At 69.8% G+C, this 23,861-nt stretch carries 19 protein-coding genes; 9 read left to right on the forward strand and 10 right to left on the reverse strand.

Annotated elements, in window-relative coordinates; all coding sequences use genetic code 11:
• Nucleotides 1-55 precede the first annotated feature (55 nt).
• Nucleotides 56-7,033, reverse strand: a complete 6,978-nt coding sequence (locus AC1RAD_RS16505; RefSeq protein ID WP_492735992.1) for an autotransporter outer membrane beta-barrel domain-containing protein — start codon at nucleotides 7,031-7,033, stop codon at nucleotides 56-58.
• Between the two features lie 276 nt (nucleotides 7,034-7,309).
• Here AC1RAD_RS16505 and AC1RAD_RS16510 point away from each other — a divergent pair, with 276 nt between their 5' ends.
• From AC1RAD_RS16510 to map, 7 genes are all read left to right on the forward strand, one after another.
• Nucleotides 7,310-8,317 (forward strand): Bug family tripartite tricarboxylate transporter substrate binding protein, encoded by a 1,008-nt coding sequence (locus AC1RAD_RS16510; protein WP_492725965.1) that lies wholly within the window; start codon nucleotides 7,310-7,312, stop codon nucleotides 8,315-8,317.
• Between the two features lie 26 nt (nucleotides 8,318-8,343).
• Nucleotides 8,344-9,009, forward strand: coding sequence for a response regulator (locus AC1RAD_RS16515; RefSeq protein WP_062482520.1), 666 nt, complete (start codon nucleotides 8,344-8,346; stop codon nucleotides 9,007-9,009).
• A complete protein-coding gene (locus AC1RAD_RS16520) occupies nucleotides 9,010-10,425 on the forward strand; it encodes a sensor histidine kinase (RefSeq protein WP_492735994.1) in 1,416 nt (471 codons plus the stop codon). It abuts the gene before it with no gap.
• 22 nt (nucleotides 10,426-10,447) lie between these two features.
• Complete coding sequence (locus AC1RAD_RS16525; protein ID WP_492735996.1) at nucleotides 10,448-11,467, forward strand: Bug family tripartite tricarboxylate transporter substrate binding protein; 1,020 nt, start codon at nucleotides 10,448-10,450, stop codon at nucleotides 11,465-11,467.
• Nucleotides 11,468-11,482: 15 nt separating this feature from the next.
• Nucleotides 11,483-11,887 (forward strand): DUF6194 family protein, encoded by a 405-nt coding sequence (locus AC1RAD_RS16530; RefSeq protein ID WP_492735998.1) that lies wholly within the window; start codon nucleotides 11,483-11,485, stop codon nucleotides 11,885-11,887.
• A 67-nt stretch (nucleotides 11,888-11,954) separates the two neighbouring features.
• Entirely contained in the window at nucleotides 11,955-12,215 is a 261-nt protein-coding gene (locus AC1RAD_RS16535; protein WP_062482851.1) for a ParD-like family protein, read from the forward strand.
• Complete coding sequence (gene map, locus AC1RAD_RS16540; protein WP_492725952.1) at nucleotides 12,215-13,006, forward strand: type I methionyl aminopeptidase; 792 nt, start codon at nucleotides 12,215-12,217, stop codon at nucleotides 13,004-13,006. Before AC1RAD_RS16535 ends, map begins: the two co-directional genes overlap by 1 nt.
• A 33-nt stretch (nucleotides 13,007-13,039) precedes the next feature.
• Here the strand turns inward: map and AC1RAD_RS16545 are convergent, their stop codons facing one another.
• The 6 genes from AC1RAD_RS16545 to AC1RAD_RS16570 form a co-directional block, all read right to left on the reverse strand.
• Nucleotides 13,040-14,014 (reverse strand): Csu type fimbrial protein, encoded by a 975-nt coding sequence (locus AC1RAD_RS16545; protein ID WP_082818355.1) that lies wholly within the window; start codon nucleotides 14,012-14,014, stop codon nucleotides 13,040-13,042.
• Complete coding sequence (locus AC1RAD_RS16550; protein WP_492736001.1) at nucleotides 14,002-16,248, reverse strand: fimbria/pilus outer membrane usher protein; 2,247 nt, start codon at nucleotides 16,246-16,248, stop codon at nucleotides 14,002-14,004. Before AC1RAD_RS16550 ends, AC1RAD_RS16545 begins: the two co-directional genes overlap by 13 nt.
• 103 nt (nucleotides 16,249-16,351) lie before the next feature.
• Complete coding sequence (locus AC1RAD_RS16555; RefSeq protein ID WP_492736003.1) at nucleotides 16,352-17,101, reverse strand: fimbrial biogenesis chaperone; 750 nt, start codon at nucleotides 17,099-17,101, stop codon at nucleotides 16,352-16,354.
• 33 nt (nucleotides 17,102-17,134) lie between these two features.
• Nucleotides 17,135-17,659 (reverse strand): Csu type fimbrial protein, encoded by a 525-nt coding sequence (locus AC1RAD_RS16560; RefSeq protein ID WP_492736005.1) that lies wholly within the window; start codon nucleotides 17,657-17,659, stop codon nucleotides 17,135-17,137.
• Nucleotides 17,660-18,060: 401 nt separating this feature from the next.
• Nucleotides 18,061-19,185, reverse strand: a complete 1,125-nt coding sequence (locus AC1RAD_RS16565; protein ID WP_062475698.1) for a 3-deoxy-7-phosphoheptulonate synthase — start codon at nucleotides 19,183-19,185, stop codon at nucleotides 18,061-18,063.
• A 144-nt stretch (nucleotides 19,186-19,329) separates the two neighbouring features.
• Complete coding sequence (locus tag AC1RAD_RS16570; RefSeq protein ID WP_492736007.1) at nucleotides 19,330-19,971, reverse strand: hypothetical protein; 642 nt, start codon at nucleotides 19,969-19,971, stop codon at nucleotides 19,330-19,332.
• A gap of 199 nt (nucleotides 19,972-20,170) precedes the next feature.
• On the opposite strand from AC1RAD_RS16570, the gene AC1RAD_RS16575 reads away from it, so the two are divergent.
• Nucleotides 20,171-20,428 (forward strand): hypothetical protein, encoded by a 258-nt coding sequence (locus AC1RAD_RS16575; RefSeq protein WP_492736009.1) that lies wholly within the window; start codon nucleotides 20,171-20,173, stop codon nucleotides 20,426-20,428.
• Nucleotides 20,413-20,844, forward strand: a complete 432-nt coding sequence (locus tag AC1RAD_RS16580; protein ID WP_492736011.1) for a hypothetical protein — start codon at nucleotides 20,413-20,415, stop codon at nucleotides 20,842-20,844. Before AC1RAD_RS16575 ends, AC1RAD_RS16580 begins: the two co-directional genes overlap by 16 nt.
• 13 nt (nucleotides 20,845-20,857) lie before the next feature.
• Here the strand turns inward: AC1RAD_RS16580 and AC1RAD_RS16585 are convergent, their stop codons facing one another.
• Genes AC1RAD_RS16585 through AC1RAD_RS16595 form a run of 3 tightly spaced genes read right to left on the reverse strand, consistent with a single transcriptional unit; the run spans nucleotide 20,858 to nucleotide 23,836 of the window.
• A complete protein-coding gene (locus tag AC1RAD_RS16585) occupies nucleotides 20,858-22,087 on the reverse strand; it encodes an ROK family transcriptional regulator (RefSeq protein ID WP_492736013.1) in 1,230 nt (409 codons plus the stop codon).
• Nucleotides 22,080-22,877 carry an ATP-binding cassette domain-containing protein gene (locus AC1RAD_RS16590; RefSeq protein WP_095744828.1) on the reverse strand — a complete coding sequence of 266 codons (798 nt, stop codon included), beginning with the start codon at nucleotides 22,875-22,877 and terminating at the stop codon, nucleotides 22,080-22,082. The genes AC1RAD_RS16585 and AC1RAD_RS16590 overlap by 8 nt, the downstream gene beginning before the upstream one ends.
• Nucleotides 22,877-23,836 carry an ABC transporter permease gene (locus AC1RAD_RS16595; RefSeq protein ID WP_062475719.1) on the reverse strand — a complete coding sequence of 320 codons (960 nt, stop codon included), beginning with the start codon at nucleotides 23,834-23,836 and terminating at the stop codon, nucleotides 22,877-22,879. The genes AC1RAD_RS16590 and AC1RAD_RS16595 overlap by 1 nt, the downstream gene beginning before the upstream one ends.
• Nucleotides 23,837-23,861 lie beyond the last annotated feature (25 nt).

Raw genomic sequence — 23,861 nt, forward strand, 5'->3', positions numbered from 1 at the left:
TTCTTTCGAAGCGGTCGCGACAGGCAGTTCCGCCGCGCCGCCTCACGTCACCTGCTCACCACTTCACTCGCACGCCCGCCGCCGCATTGATGGAGCTGCCCACCCGCGCCCCGCCACCCGTGGCCCACTGCTTGCCGAGTTCGCCGTAGAGGCTCGTGCGCTGGCTCACCGCCAGCGTGAAGCCCGCAGCCAGCTCGGTGCTGGTGCCACCAATCGGCGCGCCGACAGGCGTGATGGCCGCCGGGTTCACGAAGCGAGCAACGTCGTTGCCCTTGGCGCTGCGATAGACATTCAGGCGCGCATAGGGCTGCAGCGTGCCGGCGCCGGTCGCGAAGCTGCCCTTGATGCGAACGCCCGCGCGGCCGATCCAGCCGCGGTCCGCGTCCTGCTGCACGAGTGCGCCCGGGATGGACACGTCGTCAAGCCGCAGCCGTTGATGGATCAGCTGCAGTTGCGGCTCCACCGACCAGCCGCTCGCGCCGATCGCGAAGGCCTTGCCTACTTCGATCGATGCCAGGAAGCTGTTGCCCTTGCCCGAGACGCCCGCACTCAGGAGCGGCTGCACCGTGTAGCGGTGGCGGCCGGCCTGCAGCACCGCATCGGCATAGAAGCCATCCTCGGTGGTGAAGGTGCCGTAGAGACCCAGGTATTGGCTGCGCAGATCGTTGCTGCCTGCGGCGGTGTTCAGAAGGCCGCCGCTGAAGCCGCTCGTGCGGGTGTTGCCGTCGAGCTGGCCCACGTAGATGCCAGCGCGCCAATCCGGGTTGGCCCACAGGTCGGTGCCGGCCTGCAGTCCGGTCAGACGGCCCTCGCTGTGCGGCGAGACGGTGCCGCCCTGGCGGATGTCCATGTCGGTGGAGATCAGCCGGCCCCAGGCGCGACGGTTGTTGCCGTCGGTGCCCGGCGTTGCTCCCGCACCGCCGCGCACGTCGTCGTCGCCGACGCGTTGGCTGCGGCTCGCGAGCATGCCCAGGTTGCCCTGGCGCAGCTGATTGGGCAGCGCCGCGAACAGCGAAGCCTCGGCGCGGTAGGTCGGCAGCCCGGCACCGCCGGAAGTGCCTGGAACGCCCGGCGTGCCCGGTTCGGCCTCGGTGCGCAGATACCAGTTCTCGCCACCGCCGCTGGCGTCGCCTGCGTACAGCCGGTACTCGAAGGCCCCGGCATCGACATGGCCGCCCGAGAGCACGAAGGCGTCCTTGGTGGTCTGCGCGGTGGTGGTCGCGCCGTTGCGTGCACTGATCAGCTCGATACCCGCGCCGCTGGTGCGTGCGCCCAGGCCGCCGAGGTTGGACACCTGCACCGTCGTGCGACCACTCGCGCTGGCGGCAGCACCGTCGAGCACGAGGCGGTCGGCGGTGCCGGGGTTGTCCAGCTTCGTGGCCAGGCGCAGCACGCCGTTGCTGCCGACGTAGGGCCCGGTCAGCGTGAGCGTGGTGCCGGGCGTGCTGCCCAGCAGCGAGACGGTGCCTGCGTTGTTCAGGCCTGCCATCTGCTGGCTGAAGCCCGCCAGGTCGAGCGTGGCGCCGCTGGCCACCACGCCGCTCGACGCAGCGCTGAAGGCGTTGGCCGCGCCGGCCTTGAGCATGCCTGCGACCACGCGGGTCTCGCCGCTGTAGCTGGCCGTGCCTGCGAGCGTGAGCGTGCCTGCACCCACCTTGACCAGCGAACCGCCGGCGCCGCTGATGGCGCCCGAGATCGTGTTGTCGCTGCCGACTGCGCCGGTGGTCAGCGCTTTCGCGCCGAGCACCACGTCGCCCGCGCCGCCGAGCGAGCCGATGCTCGCACCGGTGGTGGCCAGGTCGATGTGCACTTGCGCGCCGGCCGCATTGGTCACCGTGGCGCTGGCGGCATTCGCGCCGTCCTGCAGCCGCAGCGTGCCCTGGTTGACGATGGTGAGCATGCCCGCATCGGCCTTGCCGCCGAACTGCAGCGCCGCGCCCGGGGCGATGCTGACCGCGCCCGTGCCCAGCGCACCGCTGGTGTCGGTGGCGAGCGTGCCTGCATCGACCAGCGTGCCGCCGCTGTAGCTGCTGACACTGGCCAGCGTCAGCGTGCCCGTGCCGATCTTGCGCAGCTTGCCGGTGCCGCTCATCGCGCCGGCGTAGGTGCCAGCAGTCTTGTCCTGGTCGAACGCGACCTCGGCGTTGTTGACGATATTGCCCTGCAGGCTGGTGGCGCTGCCCTGCAGCACGCCGCCCTTGACGGTGGTGCCACCGGTGTAGGTGTTGATACCCCCGAGGATCAGCCGGCCCGCATCCTCTTTGGAGATGCCGCCCGCGCCCGAGAGCGCGACATTCATCGTCGCGGTCATGTTCGCGCCCGCGGCCGTGTTGTCGCCCACACGCACCACCGAGTTGGCGTTGTCCAGCGTGAGGCCGGCGCCCTGCACCACGTAGCCGTCGACCGCGAACTGCGCGCCCGCGATGCGCACCGCGCCACCGGCCCCATCGACCGTCACGGTGCCGCCCTTGCCGCCGAACACCGCGAATTGGCTCTGCGCCCAGTTGGCGTTGAGCTTGCCGTCCATGTCGGTCCAGCCGTCCTGCGAGGGCTGTGGGTTGCCCACGCGCCAGGTGCCGCTGCCGCCGGCCACCTGGTTGTCGTGGTACTTGGTGCTGTCGCCGCCGTCCCAGAATCTCAGCTCAAGGCCCGCGCGGTTGACCAGGTTGACCTGGTTCGCCACCGAGGTCTGCACCTGCAGGTCGGCCAGCTTGGTGCCGGCCGGTGCGGTGCCGATGTCCAGGCCGAAGTCGGTCAGCGTGCCGCCGTAGCTCATGAGGCGATACAACCCTGGCCCGAAAGTGCCGCCGGCCGACTGCGCGACGTTCAGCGTGCCATTCAACTGCAGGTTGCCCGTGACATTGATCAGGTCGTTGAGCGCGCCGCCGGGCACGCCGGCCTGGCCGAGTTCGTAGTTCAGCGTGGCGCCACCGCCCAGTGCGAGCGCACCGAGCGTCAGCGTGCCGGGGCTGTTGCCCGCGGCGAGGATGCCGCCGTCGGCAACGAAGACCGTGCCCGCGATGGTGCCGCTGCCCGCGAGCGTGGCGCCCGTTTGCACCTGCACGCTGCCCGTGCCCGTGGCACTGCCGCTCTTGTTGTTCACGCTCAACGTGCCGCCAGTTACCTGGGTGCCGCCGGTGTAGGTGTTGGCGCCCGACAGCGTGAGCGTGCCGCCGCCCACCTTGACGATCGAGCCCCCGGCACCGCCGGTGCCGCTGATCGTGCCCGACAAGGTGTTGTCGCCACCGCTGCCGCCGAGCGTGAGTGCGCTGCCGCCGAGCACCAGATCGCCCGCGCCGCTGAGCGAACCGAAGCTCACGCCGATGACCGCCTGGTCGATGCGCACCTGCGCGCCGGCCTGGTTGATCACCGTGGCCTTGTCGGCCGAGGCGTAGTCGGCAAAGTCCAGCACCCCGCCCGCGGCGTTGGTGATGGTCGACGTGCCGGCGCTTGCCTTTGTCTGGAAGCGCACCGAGCCCTGGTTGTAGATGGCCGCGCCGCCCGCATCGGCGGTGATGCCGAACAGCAGCCTGCCGGGGGCCGCGACGCTCACCGGGCCGCTGCCCAGGGCGCCGGTGACATCGGTGGAGAGCAAGCCGCCATCGACGAAGGTGCCGCCCGTGTAGCTGTTCGCGCTGCCCAGCAGCAGAATGCCGCCGCCGATCTTGCGCAGCCGGCCGCTGCCGCTCATCGCACCGTTATAGGAACCGACGACGAACAGGTTCGGGTCGAAGACGACCTCCGCGTTGTTGACGATGTTGCCTCGCAGGCTCAGCGTGTCGCCCACCAGCACGCCGGCCTTGACGGTGGTGCCGCCGGTGTAGCTGCTGGTGCCGCGCAGCACCAGCGTGCCCACGTCGTCCTTGACCAGGCCGCCCGTGCCGGTGAGCGCGACATTCATCGTCGCGCTGCGCGCGGTGTCGGTGCCCGAGCCATCGCCCACGCGCACCACCGTGCCCGAGGCGCCGAGTTCGATCGCATCGCCCTGCACCACATAGCCATCGGCCGCGAACTGCGCGCCGATGATGCGCACCGTGCCGCCCGCGTTGCTGACATTGACGGTGCCGCCCGTGCCGCCGAACACCGCGACCTGGTCCTGTGCCCACGCCGCGTTGATCTTGCCGTCGGTGCCGGTCCAGCCGTCGCCGGGCACGCCCACGCGCCAGGTGCCCGCGCCGCCGGCGATCTTGCCGTCGTTGTACTTGCCGGCGTCGCCGCCGTCCCAGAATTTCAGCTCGAGGCCCGCGCGGTTGACCAGGTTGACCTGCTGGGCCACCGAGGTCTGCACCTGAAGGTCTGTGGCCGCAACCGGCACGCTGCCGATGTCCAAGCCGTTGTTGGTGAGCGTGCCGGTGTAGTCGATCAGGCGGTAAATGCCCGCACCGAACTGGCCGCCCTTGGACTGCGCCACGTTGAGCGTGCCGTCCAGCAGCAGGTTGCCGTTGACCTTGACCAGGTCGTTGAGCGAACCGCCGTCAGTGCCGGCCTGGCCGAGGTCGTAGTTGAGCACCGCGCCCTCGAAGAGGCTCAGGCTGCCAAGCGTCAGCGTGCCGGCACCACCATTGCCGGCCGACAGCACGCCGGCCTTGGAGATGGTGACCGCGCCCGCGATGCTGCCGTTGCCCGCCAGCGTCCCGCCGCCGAACACTCGCACCGCGCCGCTGCCGGTCGCACTGCCGCTCACGTTGTTCACGTTCAGCGTGCCGGCTGCGATGGTGGTGCCGCCGGTATAGGTATTGGCGCCGCTCAACGTGAGCGTGCCTGCGCCCACCTTGACGATCGAGCCGCCCGTGCCCGAACCCGGCTGCGAGAAGATGCTGCCCTTGTCGCTGACGGTGCCCGAGATCGTGTCGTTGCGGCCCAGACCGCCGAGCGCGAGCTGCGTGGCGCCCAGGACGACGGCGCCGCCACCCGAAACCGCACCGAGTTCAAGCGGGGGCCTGCCCGTCGCGCCCGACACGTCGAGCGTGGCGCCTGTGGCGTTGGCGACCGAGGCACTCGTGCCCGTCGCGGCATCGACGAAGCGCACCAGCCCGCCGGCCGTGTTGACGATCTGCGCACTGCCGGCCGTGGACGTCTGGCCGAAGGCCAACAGGCTGTTGCCTCCGTTGGTGATCGTCGCCGTCCCGGCGCTGGCGCTCTCGAAGAAGTTGATCGCCCCGCCCGCGTTGGTGATGGTCGATGCATCGGCACTCGAATTGCCGCCGAACTGCAACGCGTTCGCGCCGGCCATCTGCCAGGTCGCGCCATTGAGCGTGATCTTCGAGGAAGCGGCCGTGGCACTTTGGGCGAACGACAGCGTGTTGCTGCTGTCCCCGCCTGCGGCGCGGCCCACCGTGTACGCGTTACCGCCGGCGCTCGCCTTGTCACTGAAAATCAACTGCGAGCCGACGCCCTGCTGCTGCACCGCGCCGCTGCCGAACACGCCGCTCACGGTGGTGAAGATGCTCACGCGGTCCTGCAGCACCGTGCCGCCGCTGTAGTTGTTGGCCCCCATGAGGCTCAGGGAGCCGCCCTTGCCAGTGACGGTGAGCGAACCGTTGCCGGTGATGACGCCGGCCACGCCGAAGAAGTTGTCGCCCAGATCGATCGTGCCGCCGCCGGAGCCGAGCGCGACGTTGCGCATGCTGAAGGACGGCGCGGAACCCGCGGCGATGCGCAGGGTGCCACCATCCAGCGCCAGGCCCGTGCCGAACGCGCCGAGGTTGGCGTCGCCCGATATCTGCAGGATGCCGCCCTTGATCGTCGTGCCGCCGAAGAAGTTGTTGTTGCCCCTCAGCGTGAGCGTGCCGGCGCCGTTCTTGATGAGGCCACCGATGCCGCTGACGGTGCCGCCCAACGTGAAGTTGTTGTTGCCCTGCACGGTCAGGCTGCCGACAAGGTTCACGTTCTGGGCCAGCGTGAGGCCGTTCGCCGCGGCCTGGATCGCGCCGCCGTTGCCCATCAGCGTGCCGGTGCCGAAGGCGCCTGCGTCATCGAAGATCGCGACGCCGCCGTTGAGCAGGGCGCTGCCGCTGACCACCGGGCCGTTCAGGGTCCAGGTGCCGCTGTTGACCTGGAGGTTCTCGAAGTTCAGGTACTGCGCGGCCTTGATCTCGCCCGAGCCAGCACCACCGCCGGCGTTGCGCAGCACCAACGTGTCGGTGCCACCAACGCCCGCATCGACCGTGCCGGCGGCCGCGAAGTTCAGCGTGCCGCCCGACGGCGCCGCCACCGCAGTGGCCGGCACCAGGCTCGGTCCGCCGTTGATGGACGAGCCGGTGGCCGCGATGAAGGTGTCGTTGCGCGCCCCGGTGCCGAGCGAAACGCTGCCGTTGATCGTGCCCGCGTTGGTGAAACTGTTGCCGCTGGAAGTCGGGCTCTCGAACGCGATGCGGCCGGTGATCGTGCCGGTGTTCACCATGTTGATCTGGCCGCCACCATAGACGGCGACCGCCGCTGCATCGGCCTCGGCCAGTGTCGCTTTGGCGATAGCCCCGGTGGTCATCGTTCCGTTGTTGGTGATCGTCGTGATGCCGCCGCCGTTCTGCAGCGCGAGCGCCAGGCCGGCCAGGCCGACGGACGCATCCCTGGTGCCACTGATCGTCCCGTTGTTGATGACGGTGGCCGTACTGGCCCCGCCGTTGCCCATCACGACGCCCGTGGACAGGTTCGCGGTGCCGTTGCCGAACAGCAGCGGATCGATCTGGCCGTTGTTCGTGAGCTTGATGTCGGAGCCCGTCAGCGTCATTGCGCTGCCGCTTCCACCCGGCAGCACGCCGACGGTCGCCCCGGCGTTCACCGTGACGTTCAGGTTGCTGGCGCCGTTCGCATAGTCCGGCGCCAGCAGGGGGGCGGCACCGTCGCAGGTCACGTCGTTGAATGCAACCGTGCACACCGCCTGCGCCGGAAAGAAGCTGGTCGCCAAAAACGCGAGCGCAGCGCCCGCCACTGTCGCCGTGCCGCTGCCCTTGCCGCAGCCCTTCGCCAGTTCCGATGCAACGCGAAACCGGCCCAGACGACGGTCGAAGATCACGCGGTAGATGTGGTTCACAAGTCTCTCCTCCAATTTTGTAAACCGATGTTATCTAGCCGATGAACTCGAGGTCCCGTGAACGCGAGAAATCAGTGAGGGACCGAATGGAAGGCGAGGAAGTGTCTTGAAGCCACAACATTCCGAAGCCCGCGCCATTGAGTGCGAGTTCGCGCCGGCAGCGCGACGCCATCCCGTTCGGCCACCGGGCTCCATCCAGAGAGGCACTGACAGCATTCCGACAGCATCCGCCCGGCAGGATGCGGGCTTCCATCCAAAAAACACTGGAGACAAGCCATGTCCGACCGCTTCCCCACCGACGTCCCCCTGAGCCGCCGCCACTGGCTGCAAGCCGGCGGCGCCCTCACCCTCGGCGGCCTGCTGCCTTCGATGGCTTCGGCGCAAGACGCCTGGCCCAGCAAGTCGATCCGCTTCGTCGTGCCTTTCGCGCCGGGCGGCAGCTCGGAGATCGTGGCGCGTTCCACCGCCGCCGAGCTGTCGCGCACGCTGGGCCAGAGCGTGTTCGTGGACAACAAGCCCGGCGCGGCCGGCAACATCGCCATGAGCGAAGTGGCGCGCGCCACCGACCAGCACACGCTGATCCTCGGCCACATCGGCACGCTGGCCGTGAACCCCTACATCTTCGCCAAGCTGCCCTACGACGCGAACAAGGACTTCAAGCCCGTGAGCCTGCTGGCCAAGGTGCCCAGCCTGTACGTGGTGCACCCCGACGTGCCGGCGAAGAATCTCAAGGAATTCATCGCCTACGCCAAGAGCAAGCCCGGCAAGCTGAGCTACGGCTCGGCCGGCAACGGCAGCGCCGGTCACCTGGCCTTCGAGTACCTGAAGATGACCGCCGACGTGTTCATGCTGCACGTGCCCTACCGCGGCACCGGCCCGATGGTGACCGATCTGCTCTCGGGCCGGCTCGACGCCTCGGCCATCGGCGCGGCGGCGATCATTCCGTTCATCAAGGCCGGCAAGGTGCGCTGCATCGCCACCGGCTCGGCCAAGCGCCTGGCGCAGCTGCCCGACGTGCCGACCGTGGCCGAGCAAGGCTTCCCCGGCTTCGAGATGACGCAGTGGTACGGCATGCTGGCACCGGCCAGCATCACGCCCGCGCAGATGGCCAAGCTGTCGGCCGAGACCATGAAGGCCGTGAAGTCGCCCGACTCGATGCAGCGGCTCACGGCCGATGCGGCCGAGGCCGTGGGCGGCACGCCGGAACAGTTCGCGCAGTTCATCACCGCCGAACAGAACCGCTGGCAGAAGGTCATCGCAAGGGCAAACATCAAGCCGGACTGAGCATCCGAGGCTCTAGCATCGGCGCCATGCGCATCCTGCTGGCCGAAGACGAACACACCCTGGGCACCTGGCTCTGCAAGGCGCTGGAGCATGCGGGCATCCAGGTCGAATGGGTGGACGACGGCCGGCTGGCCGACCGGGCGCTGCAGCAGCGCGACCACGACGCGCTGGTGCTCGACCTGGGCCTGCCTGGCATGGACGGTCACACGGTGCTGCAGCGGCTGCGCGAACGCGACCAGCGGCTGCCGGCGCTGATCCTCACGGCGCGCGATTCGCTGGACGAGCGCGTCGCCTCCCTCAACGCGGGCGCCGACGACTTCCTCGCCAAGCCCTTCGCCTTGGCCGAGCTGGAAGCGCGGCTGCACGCGCTGGTGCGCCGCGCGCGCGGCGTGGAGCATCCGCGCCTGGCCTGCGGACCGCTGGTGTACGACGGCGCACGCCGGCAGTTCACGCTGGGCGGCGAGGCGCTCGCCCTGTCGCCGCGCGAACAGGCGGTGCTGCGCGCGCTGGTGCAGCGCAGCGGCGAGCCGCTGTCGAAGCAGCAGATCCTCGACCGCGTGTTCTCCGACGACGACGAGGTGCACCTCGAAGCCATCGAGGTGCTGGTGTACCGGCTGCGCAAGCGGCTCGATGGCAGCGGCGTGCGCATCGTCACGCTGCGCGGTCTTGGCTACGTGCTGGAAGCGGACTGAGTGAGCGCGCTGCGCCGCTTCACCGACCGCCTGCGCCGCACCAGCCTGTGGCAGCGGCTCGCGCTGCTGCTGTTCCCCGCCCTGCTGCTGGTGACGGGCATCGAGCTGTGGATGACGCGGCACGACGCGCTGGCCGCCGCCAACGCCGCGTACGACCGCTCGCTGCTGGGCGCGCTCAAGTCGATCGACGCGAACATCTCCACGGCCTCGGGCGGGCTGTCGGTCGAGCTGCCGTACACGATGTTCGAGTTCTTCGAGCTCACGGCCAGCGGGCAGGTGTTCTTTCGCATCGCGACCTCCGACGGGCTGGTGGAGCTGGGCAGCGCCGACCTGCCCGCGCCACCCGTCGAGCCGGCGATGGGCGTGCCGGCCTTCTACGACGCCACCTACTTCGGCGAGGCCGTGCGGCTCGCGGCCTACCGGCGCGACCTGGACCGCGCGCCGGCCGGCAGCACCGGGCGCAGCGTGCTGATCCAGGTCGGCGAAAGCACGCGCTCGCGCCAGGAGTTCACCAGCCGCTTCGTGCGCAGCGCCGCGCTGCGCGACGGGCTGATCCTTGCGATGCTGCTGTGCGGCACCGCGCTGGCGCTGGCGGCGGCGCTGCGCCCGCTCTCGCGGCTGGCGCGCGAGGTGCAGGCACGCACGCCCGACGACCTCACGCGCATCGCCGAGACCGACCTGCCCGCCGAGGTGCGTCCGCTGGTCGCCGCCGTGAACCAGCAGATGGCGCGCACGCAGGAACTGGTCGCACAACAACGGCAATTTCTCGACGATGCCTCACACCAGCTGCGCACGCACCTGACCACGCTGCAGATGCAGGCCGACTACGCACGCCGCGAGGACGACCCCGTGCAGGTGCGCGCCGCGCTCGACGCGCTGGGCGCCGAGATCGGCCGCGCCACGCGCAGCGCGCAGCAGCTGCTGGCGCTGGGCCGCAGCGACACCGTGGCCGTGGCGCCGGCCGAGTTCGACACCGCCGAGCTGTTGCGCGAAGTGGCGGTCGACCTGCTGCCACTGGCGCGCGCCAAGCGCATCGACCTGGGCATCCATGCGCCCTCTCCCGAGCTGCACGCGGTGGGCGACCGCGGCCTGCTGCGCGAGGCGCTGAGCAACCTCGTGGCCAACGCCATCGCCTACACGCCGGCGGCCGGCACGATCACGCTCTTCGCGGCCGGCGACGCCGCGGGCTGGAGCCTCAACGTGGAGGACGACGGCCCCGGCCTGAGCGAGGACGAGCGCGCCACCTTGGGGCAACGCTTCCGGCGTGGCGCGCGCGCGGACCAGGGCGGCTTCGGACTCGGCCTGGCGATCGTGCGTTCCATCGCGCAGCGGCACCGTGGCGATTTGCGGCTCGAAGCGCGCGGCGCGGGGCCGGGCCTGCATGCCATCATCTGGTGGCCCCGTCCCGCGGGGTGAACCACCGCCCTCCTTCCCTTCGATGCCACGCCCCTTCGCCTTCACCCGTCGCCATGTGCTGCGTGCGCTGTCCGCGTGGCTCGCGCCTGTCGCGCTGCAGGCGACGGCGGCCGCAGGCGATGCGTCCGAAGGCCCGGCGGAATGCGTGATTCCCGCCAAGGCCGGCGGCGGCTTCGCGCTGACCTGCGCGCTGGCGCGCGATGCGCTGCAGGCCGTGCGCCCCGCGCGCACGCCGCTCGCGCAGCGCTACCTGCCGGGCGGCATCGGCGCGGTGGCCTTCGACCGCATCGCGAGCGGCCAGCTCGGCGGGCCGGGCACACTGGTCGCGTTCTCCAGCGGCTCGCTGCTCAACCTCGCGCAGGGCCGCTTCGGGCCGCACCCGCCTTCGGCCGTGCGCTGGATCGCCACGCTGGGCACCGACTACGGCGTGGTCGCCGTGCACCGCGACTCGCCCTACCGCCGTTTGCAGGACCTGATCGCCGCGCTGCGCCAGGACCCGTCGCGCGTGGTCTTCGGCGCGGGCGGCACGGTCGGCAGCCAGGACTGGGTGAAGGCCGCGCTGCTGGTGCGCGCGGCCGGCGGCGCACCGAAGGCGATGCGCTTCGTGTCCTTCGAAGGCGGCGGCGATGCGCTGGGCGCGCTGCAGGGCAAGCACGTCGATGCGTTCCCGGGCGACGCCGCCGAGGCGCTGCAGGCCATCGCCGGCGGTGCGCCGCTGCGCCTGCTCGCGGTGCTGTCCGAAGCGCGGCTGGGCGGTGCGCTCACGGGCGTGCCCACCGCGCGCGAGCAAGGCGCGGACATCGTCTGGCCGACCGTGCGCGGCGTCTACCTGAGCGCCAACGTGCCCGACGCCGCCGTGCGCGCCTGGACCGCAGCCTTCGCCGAGGCCACCGCAGCGCCGGGCTACGCGGCGCTGCGCGAGCGGCACGGCCTTTATCCTTTCGCGCTCACCGGCGCCGCACTCGACGACTACGTGCAGGCGCGCATCAAGGCCTACCAGGCACTGGCCGACGAGCTCGGCCTGCGGCGCTGGAAGCCTTGACCTCATCCAATCTCCATGACCGAAGACGACATCACCCAACACCTCATCGACATGCTCGGCGGCGGCCATTTCGAAGTGGCCGACGACAACACCTTCTTCTTCCATGGCGCGGACAACAAGTTCCCCTTTGCCACGATCGTGACGAAGGACAACGACTTCGACAGCGCCTCGAAGCTGAACCGGCCCGGCGTGTTCCGCCTCAACGTCGGCGTGGGCAAGGAGACCTTTCGCGCGCTGTTCGGCGAGCAGCCACCAGTCGACATCGACTACACCGCGCTCGACCGGCTGATGCCGCACCCGGTGTACGCCAAGATGCACTGGGTCAGCGTGATCAACCCGAGCGCCGCGACCTTCGAGACCGTGAAGCCGCTCCTGGTTGAAGCGCGCAACCTGTTGATCGCGCGGGACAAGAGCGCATAGACCGGCCCCCAACACCCGGCCACATGAAACGCATACAATCCATATACGTTTCATACAGAGGTGACCCATGGGCATCGTCAAGATTTCAGACCTGATGCACGAGAACTTGCGCGTGGCGGGCAACGCCCTCAGCCGGTCGATCAATGCGCAGGCAGAGCACTGGATGCGGGTCGGCATGCTGACCGAGATGCATCCCGACCTCGACTACCGGGAGGTCTGTCAGCTGCTGATCCAGGCCGAGCTTTCAGGCGGGCTGGACATTGCCGCGACAGTCACTGCGGCGCCACCCGGCAAGCCCCGCGCCCCCGCGAACGGCAAGCAGCACTGATGGCACACGACGTTCCACTCAAGTCCGCCGAAGAGCTGGTGATGGCGCGGCGCGCCGCACAGCTGGCCGCCGAGGTCCTGGCCATGATCGAGCCCCACGTCGTGCCCGGCGTGAGCACCGAAGCGCTCGACCGCCTCTGCCACGAACACATCGTGAAGGTGCAAGGCGCCATTCCCGCCAACGTGGGCTACCTGGGCTATCCGAAGACCATCCTCACCTCGGTGAACCAGGTGGTGTGCCACGGCATTCCCTCGGCCGACAAGATCTTGAAGGCGGGCGACATCGTCAACATCGACGTCGCCGTCAACAAGGACGGCTGGTTCGGCGACACCAGCCGCATGTTCTTCGTCGGTGCGCCCAGCGTGCTGGCGCGCCGGCTGGTGGAGACGACCTACGAAGCCCTGTGCGCCGGCATCCGCCAGGTGAAGCCCGGCGCGACGCTGGGCGACGTGGGCCACGCCATCCAGTCGGTCGCACAGCGCGAGCACTTCAGCGTGGTGCGCGAATACTGCGGGCACGGCATCGGCCGCATCTACCACGACGAGCCTCAGGTGCTGCACTTCGGGCGGCGCGGAGCGGGCCTCGTGCTCGAGCCGGGCATGGTCTTCACCATCGAGCCGATGCTCAATGCGGGCCGCGCCGAAACGAAGCAGCTGGCCGACGGCTGGACCGTCGTGACCAAGGACCGCTCGCTGTCCGCGCAGTGGGAGCACATGGTGGCGGTCACGGCCGACGGCTACGAGGTGCTGACGGCCTGGCCGGGCGGCACGGGGACGTACGCGCCGATCTGATGCGCAGCCCGGCCCCGGGGCGATGGCGATTCTTCAGTAGGTCACGGTGACGGTGATCGTGTCGCTGTAGCTGCCCGGCGTCACATTGGTCTGGGCCGGCACCCGCCCATAGACCGGAATGCTGCTGCCGGGATTGCCGCTGCCGTCGACCGTGTCCGTGCCGACGGTGTTGCCCCAACGCAGCGAGCGCGCAGCATCGCGGTACAGCTCGTACTGGATGTAGTCACCGGTGCCGCCCGCCATGCGCCGCTGCGTCCCTGCCACGTTCACGCCATTGCTCAGCCCCACCTTCCAGGCGGTGCTGGGCGGGCAGGCCATCGTGATGGCGGCCGTGCCGTTGACCGCGGCGCTGAGCGAGCTGGCACTGCCGAAGTCCAGGTCGGTGGCCGCTACGCTGACGGTGCAGGCGTTGGAATAGAGCGCCGTGACCTGCGTGTAGAAGTTCGTCCTGCCAACGTACTTGGCCGAACTCGCGGTGCAGCTGTCGGGCGCGTTGCCGCTCTTCATGCCCCAGACGACCTCGGAGTTGTAGATGTTGGCCTGATAGCTGCCCGCCGCCAGCGATTGCCCGGACGGCACGCGGCCGTACAGCGGGATGTTCAACGCGACGTTGCCGCCGCTGGCCGGCAGCACGAAGGTGCCACCCGCGCTGGCGTAGGTACCGCCGCCCGGCGGCGGGCCGACGATGCCGCTGCGGGCCGCGTCGGCATAGATGTTGTAGGCCATCTGCGAGCCGTTCCAGTTGGTCATGTAGCGCGGGGCGTAGCCGGCGATCTCGTTGCCCTGGGAGACGTACACGCAGTAGCTCAAGTACATGGTCTGGCCGGTGTCGTTCTGGCACGCGAAGCCGACCGTGGCGGTGGTGTCCGTCGCCGCCGACGCCGTGACGGTGCCGAAGGCGAAGCTCGGCTGGCTGGCGACCCAGCAGCTCGGGTCGGCATGCGCCGCGCCCATGCCCAGCAGGCACGAGAAGGCCAGCGCCAGTTTCACGAATCTCAACGTCCACATGTCAACCGCTCTTTCTGCAAACCACCGCCCTCGGGACGCCGCCAGTCGAACTGCGCCCGGCACACCGCACCGTCGGGCGTGCGCACGGCCAGCGTGTTGCGCACGTCCAGCGTGTCCAGGTACACCCAGCCGTCATAGCCCATCACCGCGCCGCCACCGCCTTGGCCGTTCACCTGCACGCGGCTGCCCAGCGGCAAGGGCTGGCCCTGCGCGTCGGTCAGTGCCACGTGGGCAGCCCGCACGGGCGTGATGCCGAAATGCGCCCGCGCGCCCGACCGGCCGGCCGGGGTGATGAGGCTCTCGGCGCGTTCGATGCGCACGTCGGCGGGCAGGTCCATCGGGTCGATCGCGAGCTTGTTGTTCTGGTAGGCGTTCACCGGCACGACCAGCAGCAGCCCGCGCGAGTTGGTCTGCCCCACCGGTCGATTCTCGAGCTTCACGGGCACGCCGGCCACGCCGTCGGTGTCCACCACCGCAAAGGCGTCGTCGATGCGCCGCGCGGCCAGCACCCCGCCGCCCATCAGCACCAGCGCACCGCTGGCACCGGCGTAGGCGTAGCGGCTGGCCCGGCCGCCGCCCATCTCGCTCACGCCGGCCTGCACGCGGCCGTAGGGACCCAGGTAGTTGATTTCGGCCTGCCCGCCGCTCGTGCCGCCGCCCGTGCGCGCGGTGGCGCGCCAGCCCCAGCCGCCGTCACCGAGGGGGGAGTGCTGCGCGCTGACGGTGCCCACGGTGCCCTGGTCGCCGCTGCGCTGCACGCCGGCGCTCACGCTGGTCTGCGCGTCCCACGACCAGCTCAGGCCGACGAAGATGCCGCGGTCGCTGCGCTTGTCCAGGTTCTGGTTCATGCCCACCGAGACCGAGGTCGTGCGCCCGATCGAACGGAACCAGTTCACGCTGGCGTAGCGCGACGCGTTCTGACCGACCGGGCGCAGGTAGAGGTAGCTGACGCTGACGTTGCCCAGGCCACCCATGTCATAGCCCACGCTCGCGCTGGCGCTGCCCTTGGCCGGTGCCGAGCCGTAGGCCGTGGCCACGTCGCGGTAGTCGCCCTGGGTCCGGCTGCCGTTCAGGCCCACCGACAGGCGCTCCTGCCGCCACAGGTAGCCCAGGCTGGTCTGCGTGCCGCTGCGGCTGCCGCCCGGGGTGTCTGCGTCGTGCCGGCTGCCCGCCAGCGCCGCCGACAGCGTGCCCGCGGCGCCCAGCTGCCACACGCCGCCCGCACCGGCCAGCGCCAGGCCGCGCGTCACTTCGCCATGTGCTTCCACCGTGAAGCTGTCGCTGAGGCCCCGGCGCCAGGTGCCGGTCAGCACCGGCTGCTTGCCGTAATCGAAGGAGCGCAGGCCGTAGTTGCGGCGCACCACGCCCAGGTCCACCGTCCAGTCGCTCAGCCCGGGCGCCAGCAGGCGGCTGCTGTCGAAGAGCGAAAAGCTCAGCGTGGCGGCGCGCCCCAGCGCGTCGGTCACCACCACCTGCGCCGTGCCCGTGCTGTTGATGCGCGGCAGCGCGTTGAGCTGGAAGGGCCCCGCCGGCACCTGGCCGCTGTACTGGCGGATGCCGTCGATGAACAGCTCCACGTCCGAGGGCATCGTGGCCGAGCCGATGAAGCTGGGCAGCGGCGCGGTCTGACGGTAGGGCTGCAGGCCGAAGTCGCGCGACAGCTGGATGCCGCCGATGCGCGTGGCGCGCGACCAGGGCACGGCGCCGGTGAGCGTGTCGCCCACGCGCAGGGTGAGCATCCTGTCGGGGAAGGCCATGCTCCAGGTGCTGTCCATGCGCACGGACTGGTCCTTCCAGCCCTGGGTGTCGTGCGTGCGCTGCATCAACCAGGTGGTGCTGAGCACGCTGGCGCCGCGGAAGGCGCGCAGCTCGCCGAAGGCGCTCAGGCTGGCGCTGCCACCCCTGCCCTGGGTGCCGTAGAGGTCGTAGTTCAGCAGCAGGCCGGTGGACGTGCTCAGGGGCTGGGCGGTGACTGCCGCCTGCCCCACCGTGGCCGTGGGCAGCTGCAGCATCGCCAGCGGCGCGGTCAGGCTCAACTGCTGGCGCGCGGCGTCGTAGTCGGCCACGAGCCCGGGCAGGTCGCGCAGGGGCAGCCATTCGGCGCCGTTGTCGGGCAGGAGGAAACTCAGTTCGCGCAGCACCGCGCGGGAGGCCGACAAGGCCCCGGCCTGCAGGCAAAACGGGTGCAGCCCGCGCGCCATGCCGTTGAGGCTGACCTCCAGATACAGCGTCATGGCCCCCGGCACAGACTGCGCGGCGGGCGCTGCGTGGGCGGGGAGCGTGGTCAGGGCCAGTGCAAACGGAGCCAGCAAGGCCCTCGCAGCGAACCCGGCCCGCTCAGCGCGCCAGCGGCGCGAGGTTGGCGTCCGTCGTTCTGCCATCGATCATGACCTGCCAGCGACCCGCGCCGGCCAGGGCGGCGGGCGACGTCTTCAGCGGCCAGCGCATGGTGGCGCCGGGCAGCACGTAGCCCAGCAAGCCGGTGTAGGCGGCGACGGCGCGGCCGTCCGCGCCGGTGAACACGAGGTCCGCCAGCTGGGCATGCACCCCGCCGCTGTTGCTGACTTCCAGCACGGCCTTGCCGTCCTCGCGCCGCAGGCTCCAGCGCAACTGCGCGGGGGCCGGCTCCGCGCCCGCCGGGGACACGAAGATGGGCAGCGAGTGCCGCATCACGAAGTTCAGGTTGCTCTTCTTGCCATCCGCCACCGCGCCCGCCGCCTGGGGTACGGGCAGCTCATCCACCAGCACGCGGTAGGCCTCTTCCGCCGGGCCCGCGGGCGGCGGGCCGTTGCGGATCACGCGCACCAGTTGCCGCCCGTCGGTGGGCAGTTGCAGCATGGGCGGGCTGACGACCAGTCCGTCCGCCGGCTCCATGCGGTCCTGTCCGTCCACCTGCGTCCAGCGGAAGACGCGGATCTGCGCGTCCAGCGGCGCGGCTCCCGTGTTGCTCAGCCAGAGCCCGTCGCCCTGCCGTGTCGGCGCCAGCGTCAGGGTGACGGGCGAGACCTGCAGGCCGGCCGCCTGGACCGCACCGCCGCCAAGCAGGCATGCGCCCCACAGTCCGAGGATGGCAAGTGCACGTCTCACGATTCAGCTCTGGCTCGGTGATTCAGCTCTGGCTCAGTACGTGACCGTCACCGTCACGGTGTCGGCGTAGCTGTCCGGGGTGAAGTTGGCGTTGGTGTTCTTGGCGTAGACCGTGTGCGTGATCGCCGCACCGGTGCCCGTGCCGCCGACCACATTGGCGCCGGTGCCGATGGTGTTGCCCCACACGATGGTGTTGCCCGCGTTGGAGTACAGCGCGTAGGGCACCTTGTCGGTGTTGGTGGCCGAGTTGGCGACGGACGACATGGCACCCGTGCCGTCGGTGGTGCCGCCGTTGGAGGACGAAGGCAGCAGGCCGACGGTGTAGGGCGTGGTCTTGGAGCAGGTGACCGAGATGGTGTTGTTGCCCGTCTGGTTGGTGGCGGTGGGCTGCACGGAGGTGCCCAGGCTGATGTCGGAGGCGTTGCCGGCGGTCACCGAGCAGCTGCGGACGATGGTCATCTTGACCTGGAAGCTGGCACCGGCGGTGTCAGCCAGGGCCGAACCGGATGCGAAAACGAGGGTGGCGGTGGCCGCCGCGGCGACTGCGAGCTTGAGCATGAAGGCACTCCAAATGTAATCAATAAGACCTGACAGGTCGGTATTTTGTAATCATTTTGCATACGTTTTGACTACAAAGTGGCGCAAGGATGCCCCACAACCGGCCCGTTTGCCCTCGGATTCACGGCGCCTCGGCTCAAGTTTCGTGATCTAGTTCTCGTAACAATTGGAAAACTGTTTGCATTGTTTACATTTCCACCACAGTCAAAGCGCCCCCTGCCTCCGCGAAGTGGAGGCCTTGGTGCGGTCGATAGCGGGTGGGAAAGTGGTCGCAACAAGCGCAGGGCTTGGTGGCGCCCGAGGCTGCCCAGCCTCAGGAAGTCGATGCGGGCCGGCTCAAAGCGTTGCCCGGACCCGCCCGGGCGCAGACGGCAGGGAATCGCCCTGCCCCCTCGCCAGCCTCAGCCCTTGGCCAACCGCCGCCGCGCCTTCACCGCCGACGCCAGCCCCTCGAGCACCGGCACCGTCTGCGCAAAACCGATGCACGCATCGGTGATCGACACGCCGTGCTTCAGCGGCACACCGGGCTTCAGGTCCTGCCGGCCTTCCTCGAGGTGGCTCTCGATCATGATCCCGGTGATGCGCCGCTCGCCGGCCGCGATCTGCGCGGCCACGTCCTCGGCCACCACGATCTGGCGCTGGTGCTGCTTGCTGCTGTTGCCGTGCGAGACGTCGATCATCACCTGGGGGCGCAGGCCGTTGGCCAGCAGCGCCTCGCAGCTGGACGCCACATCCGCCGCCGAATAGTTGGGCGCCTTGCCGCCACGCAGGATCACGTGGCAGTCGTCGTTGCCGCGCGTCTCGAAGATCGCGGCCATGCCCATCTTGGTCATGCCCATGAAGGCATGCGGCGCACGCGCCGCGAGGATGGCGTCGGCCGCCACCTTCACGCTGCCGTCGGTGCCGTTCTTGAAGCCGACCGGGCAGCTCAGGCCCGACGCGAGCTGGCGATGGCTCTGGCTCTCGGTGGTGCGCGCGCCGATGGCGCCCCAGGCGATCAGGTCGGCGATGAACTGCGGACTCAGCAGGTCGAGGAACTCGGTGCCGGTCGGCAGGCCCAGCGTGGTCAGCTCCAGCAGCAGGCGCCGCGCACGCTCCAGGCCTTCGTTGATGGCGAAGCTGCCGTCCAGGTGCGGGTCGTTGATGTAGCCCTTCCAGCCGACGGTGGTGCGCGGCTTCTCGAAGTAGGCGCGCATCACGATGAGCAGGTCGTCCTGCAGCGAATCGGCCACCTTCTTCAGACGCTGCGCGTACTCGATGGCCTGGTCGTGGTCGTGGATGGAGCACGGGCCGACCACGACCACCAAGCGGTCGTCGCGCCCGTGCAGCACGTCGGCGATGGCGGCGCGGCTGCCTTCGACCAGCGCGAGCGTGTTGTCGCGCACGGGCACGCGCTCCTGCAGCAGCGCGGGGGTCATGAGGGGGCGCACGGCGCCGATGCGCACGTCGTCGATGCGGGTGGTGTCGAGGGTGCTGTCGCGGGAGCCGACTTCGGCGTCGTGGCGGGGGTCGTCGAGGCGAGACATGGTCGTGGGAGTGGGTTGCGAAAGGGTTTCTTCGATTCTCCCCCAGCACGCCCACCCCACCCTGTTCAGGCCGCCTTCAGGAACCCGTCGGGGTCCGTCGCGGCCTGCATCGGCGGCTGGCCTCACGGGACCCAAGCCAGGCGATCACGCCGACGAACGCGACAGCGTCGCCAACTTCTTCCTCGCACTCTGCAAGAGGCCGACCTTCTCGACGGGCAGCGGCGCCTTCGTATCCCCGAGCTTGATGATCTCGAGCGCCGCGGGTTTCGGCATGAGCGCATCGCGCGGCGTGAGGCCGTTGAACTTCGCGTTCGAGATGACGTGCACCTTCAGGTGACGGTGGATGTTCTTCGAGAGCTTTCGGCAGGCGGCCGCCAGGGTGGCTTCGTCGGGCATCGACTGGCCGTGCACGACGAGCAGCTCCAGGGTGCCGTCTTCGTCCTCCGCGAGCACGAAGGCGCGCACGACCGAGGCCTTGAACTTGCCGCGCAGCATCGCGCGAACCGGCTCGGCCGCGGCGAACGACTTGAGCGCGATGTTGCGCAGTTCGTCGTGGAAGATGAACGCGCGGTCGATCGAGAAGGTCTCGGCCTCCTCGGCCTTCGGCTTTTGCTTCTTCAGGATGCCGCTGCCGACGAGGTGCGCCAGGGTGCGCTCCGCATCGGCCGTGTCGAGCTTCGAGCGATGGGCCAGCTCGCTGGAAGACAAGGGTTGGTCGGGCGCCGCGTAGGCGACCATCAAGAGCTTTTGCACCTCGGGTGCGAAAAGAAAATCTGCTGCACTCATTTCGCGGTTCTCTAGTTCTCTGCTTCTGTGGGGTTCTCTACAAGCGGGTTGCATTATCGAGAGCGCCCCGCTTCCCGTGCGATGCGGCTTTCTCCACGGCGTTTTCGCGGCGGATTCCGTCACCGCGCATGGCGCCGGCCTACAGCGGAACCCGGCGCCCACCGGTAAGAACGGCTGAACACGACAAGGAGCTTCAGCCATGGACCTGGAACAGACGATCGACAAGATCAAGCAGGTGGATGCCACACGCGCCGACTACCCCGGCGAACACCTCGTCGTGCTCGGCGCCGGCGTGCTGCTGTTGCTGGCCGCTGGCCGCAGCCGGTCGTTCCTGATGCGGATCGTCGCGGGCGCCGCCGGCGGCGCGCTGATCGGCCGGGCGGCAAGCGGCACCGGCGGCATCGCGAAGCTGGCCGGCGTGTTGCAGAACGGAGGCCTGGCATGGCCGCGGCGTTGACCTCACGGGCCGGCGATCCCCGGCGGTACTGGGCCCCGTGCCTGGGCGTGGCGCTGGTGGCGATGTCGCTCTTCTATGTGACCTTGAAAGACCTGGTGCACGAGAGCGCGGCGCGTGCTGCGCTCTTGACCACGGCAGTCGTTCCGGTCGAGGCCGAGCCCGACAGATCGGCCGCCCGCGAAACGTTCCCGGATGCGGTGACCCGCGCATCCAAGGAACCTGCAACGCTGACGAACACACACTTCGAGCCCCCGGTGATCGCCCCCGCAGCCAAGACCGTGCCTGCCGTCGTCGAGGTGTACAAGTGCGTCATGCCCGAGGGCGATGCGGCCTACTCCGACGGGCCGTGCCCCGCAGGCGCACGCGCGAGCACGCTGCGATTGCCGCGCGACCTGCACGCCTCGGCGAGTCTCTGAGCTCTTGAGCGGCTCACCCCGCCTTCAGAAACACATCGTGGTCCGGCGCAAAGTTGGCGTGCAGCGGCAGCATCGCGCCGCCGAGCGCGCAGGCCTGCGCCCCCGCCCTGCCCCCATGCAGCTGCGGCGCCCACAGGCCTTCCCAGTTGCATTGCGCGAGCGCCGCGCGGGTCTGCACCAGCAGCGCGTCGAGCAGCGGGCGCGACATCGAGCCATCCATCACCACGTCGGCCAGGTCGAGCACCGCGGTGCTGCTGACGATGGCATGCGCCAGCGCGCGTGACGCGCTGCCGAGCCAGGCCTGCGTGGCCGCGGCGAACGGCGCTTCGAGCGCACGGTCGTCGTAGGCCGCCGTGGCGTCGAGGCCTTCGGCGCGCAGGCGCTGCTCGAGCTCCCACAGCGACGCCTCGGCCACCACCTGCGTCGACAGGCCTTCGGAGGGCTTTTCGGTGCGCATCGGAATCGACGCGAGCGCGCCCGCATTGCCGTGCGCACCGGTGTGCAGGTGCGAGTTGATGACCAGCCCGCCGCCCACGAAGGTGTCGACGAAGATGTAGAGAAAGCTCTTGAGGTCGTGCCCGCGCCCCGTCACCAGCTCGGCCACGCAGGCCGCCACGGTGTCGCGCGCAAAGCCCACGGGCACGTCGGTGCGCGCGCGCACCTCGGCCAGCAGGTCCATCTGGTTCCACTCGTCCGACTGCGCCTTCGACAGCCCCAGCGTGCGATGCCAGCCGCCGAGCTGGAACGGCGCCGCCAGCCCTGCGCCCACATTGCGCGCAGCCAGCGGCCCGAGCCCGTCGCGCAGCCGGTGGATGTGCTCGGCGATCACGGGCAGGAGCGCTCCGGCGTCCGGGAACTCGTAGCGGATCGCGTGGTGCTCGCGCACCCGCGCCGCAAAGTCGATCAGCAGCCACTCGGCCCCGCGCCGCCCGAGCTTCACGCCGATGGCAAAGGCGCCGTCGGGGTTCAGCGCCAGCGGCACCGAGGGCTGGCCGATGCGCCCGCGCACGCGGCTTTGCTTGACGATGAGGCCGTCGTCCTCGAGCCGCGCGGTGATGAGGCCGATGGTCTGCGCGCTCAGGCCCGTGAGCCGCGCGAGGTCGGCCTTGGGCAGGCTGGTGTGCACGCGCAGCGCCTGCAGCACCACGCGCTCGTTGAACTGGCGCATGCCCACCTGGTTGGAGCCGCGCGGACGCAGCAAGGCCGAAGGGCGTTCAACGATGTCGATGTCGGTGTCAGGCATGCGCCTCCGCGGGCAACTGGTCGGCGGTCATGGCGCCGGTCATCACGGCCACGGTGTCGCTCATGCTGATCTTCTTCGGATTGAGCACGGCCGCGCGCCTGCCCAGGCGCGCCACGTGGATGCGGTCGGCCACCTCGAACACGTGCGGCATGTTGTGGCTGATGAGCACCACGGGCAGGCCACGCTCGCGCACGCGGCGGATCAGCTCGAGCACCATGTTGCCTTCCTTCACGCCGAGCGCGGCGGTGGGCTCGTCCATGATGACCACGTGCCGCGCGAAGGCCGCGCTGCGCGCCACGGCCACGCACTGGCGCTGGCCGCCCGAGAGCGTTTCGACGGCCTGCGTCATCGACTGGATGCCGACCTTCAGGTCGGCCATGCGCGCCGTGCTTTCGAGCAGCATCTTCTTCTTGTCGAGCATGCGCAGCACATTGCCCAGGAAGCCGGGGCGGCGCAGTTCGCGGCCGAGAAAGAGGTTCTCGTAGATGGTCATCGCGGGCGCGACGGCGAGATCCTGGTAGACCGTCTCGATGCCGGCGCGGCGCGCGTCCAGCGGGTTGCGGAAATGCACCGGCGCGCCGTCGAGCAGGATCTGGCCTTCGTCGGGCACGATCGCGCCCGACAGCGCCTTGATGAGCGACGACTTGCCCGCGCCGTTGTCTCCGATCACCGCGAGGATCTCGCCTTCGCGCAGCTCGAAGTCGACGCCGTCGAGCGCCGTGACCTGGCCGTAGCGCTTCACCAGGCCCTTGGCCTGCATCACGATCTTGGGATTGGCCACGGTGTTCATCAGCGGGCTCCCTTGCGCGAGAGTTGATCGGCCGCCACCGCCAGGATCACGAGCACGCCCGTCACCAGCACCTGGTAGATCGACGACACGCCCATCAGCGTGAGCCCGTTGCGGAACACGCCCACGATGAGCACGCCGATGAGCGAACCCAGCACGATGCCACGCCCGCCGAAGAGGCTGGTGCCGCCGAGCACCACGGCCGTGATGGCGTCCAGGTTCTCGGTCTGGCCAGCGTTCGGGTCGCCCACGCCGGTGCGCGCCACCGACAGCAGCGAGGCGATGCCGTAGAACACGCCCGCCGCCACGTACACCGCGAGCAGCACGCGCTGCGTGGGAATGCCCACCAGCCGCGTGGCCTCGGCGTTGTTGCCGATCGCGTAGACATGCCGGCCGGCCGCCGTCTCGCGCAGCACGAACCACGCGAGCGCATAGAGCGCCAGCATGAGCACCGAGCCCCACGCCACCTCGGCGCTGCCGATGGTGAAGGTGGTGCCCAGGCCCGTGAGGCCGGCGGGCAGATCGGTGATCGTCTGCGACGACGAGTACAGCTGCGTGATCGCGAACGCGATGTTCAGCGTGCCCAGCGTCACGATGAACGGCGGCAGCTTGATGCGCGTGACCAGCAGGCCGTTGAGCAGGCCGAACAGCGTCGTCACGCCGATGCCGCACAGGATGGCCACCGGCACCGGCATGCCGAGTTCGGTGGCGAACTTCGTCATGATGATCCCGCCCAGCGCCATCACCATGCCGCACGACAGGTCGATGCCGGCCGTGAGGATGATCAGCGTCTGGCCGATGGCGATCACGCCCACCACCATCACCTGCTGCAGGATCAGCGACAGGTTGCCGCCCGTGAGAAAACGCTCGGACTGCGTCGCAAAGAAGATGCATGCGCCGAGCAGGGCCAGCCACGGCCCGAGGGCGCCCCACGGGATGTGGTGCGTCGGAGATTTCGCCATCGATGTGCCTCCCTATAGACCGGGG

It is taken from the genome of Variovorax sp. GW823-FHT04B03, assembly GCF_058796495.1.

What these genes read in the sequence shown, in the direction of transcription:
- AC1RAD_RS16590 (WP_095744828.1), bottom strand. Translation starts at nt 22,877, where the DNA reads ATGAACACCGTGGCCAATCCCAAGATCGTGATGCAGGCCAAGGGCCTG.
- AC1RAD_RS16575 (WP_492736009.1), top strand. Translation starts at nt 20,171, where the DNA reads ATGGACCTGGAACAGACGATCGACAAGATCAAGCAGGTGGATGCCACA.
- AC1RAD_RS16560 (WP_492736005.1), bottom strand. Translation starts at nt 17,659, where the DNA reads ATGCTCAAGCTCGCAGTCGCCGCGGCGGCCACCGCCACCCTCGTTTTC.
- AC1RAD_RS16525 (WP_492735996.1), top strand. Translation starts at nt 10,448, where the DNA reads ATGCCACGCCCCTTCGCCTTCACCCGTCGCCATGTGCTGCGTGCGCTG.
- AC1RAD_RS16545 (WP_082818355.1), bottom strand. Translation starts at nt 14,014, where the DNA reads ATGTGGACGTTGAGATTCGTGAAACTGGCGCTGGCCTTCTCGTGCCTG.
- AC1RAD_RS16530 (WP_492735998.1), top strand. Translation starts at nt 11,483, where the DNA reads ATGACCGAAGACGACATCACCCAACACCTCATCGACATGCTCGGCGGC.
- AC1RAD_RS16585 (WP_492736013.1), bottom strand. Translation starts at nt 22,087, where the DNA reads ATGCCTGACACCGACATCGACATCGTTGAACGCCCTTCGGCCTTGCTG.
- AC1RAD_RS16595 (WP_062475719.1), bottom strand. Translation starts at nt 23,836, where the DNA reads ATGGCGAAATCTCCGACGCACCACATCCCGTGGGGCGCCCTCGGGCCG.
- AC1RAD_RS16550 (WP_492736001.1), bottom strand. Translation starts at nt 16,248, where the DNA reads ATGACGCTGTATCTGGAGGTCAGCCTCAACGGCATGGCGCGCGGGCTG.
- AC1RAD_RS16565 (WP_062475698.1), bottom strand. Translation starts at nt 19,185, where the DNA reads ATGTCTCGCCTCGACGACCCCCGCCACGACGCCGAAGTCGGCTCCCGC.
- AC1RAD_RS16510 (WP_492725965.1), top strand. Translation starts at nt 7,310, where the DNA reads ATGTCCGACCGCTTCCCCACCGACGTCCCCCTGAGCCGCCGCCACTGG.
- AC1RAD_RS16515 (WP_062482520.1), top strand. Translation starts at nt 8,344, where the DNA reads ATGCGCATCCTGCTGGCCGAAGACGAACACACCCTGGGCACCTGGCTC.
- AC1RAD_RS16580 (WP_492736011.1), top strand. Translation starts at nt 20,413, where the DNA reads ATGGCCGCGGCGTTGACCTCACGGGCCGGCGATCCCCGGCGGTACTGG.
- AC1RAD_RS16535 (WP_062482851.1), top strand. Translation starts at nt 11,955, where the DNA reads ATGGGCATCGTCAAGATTTCAGACCTGATGCACGAGAACTTGCGCGTG.
- map (WP_492725952.1), top strand. Translation starts at nt 12,215, where the DNA reads ATGGCACACGACGTTCCACTCAAGTCCGCCGAAGAGCTGGTGATGGCG.
- AC1RAD_RS16570 (WP_492736007.1), bottom strand. Translation starts at nt 19,971, where the DNA reads ATGAGTGCAGCAGATTTTCTTTTCGCACCCGAGGTGCAAAAGCTCTTG.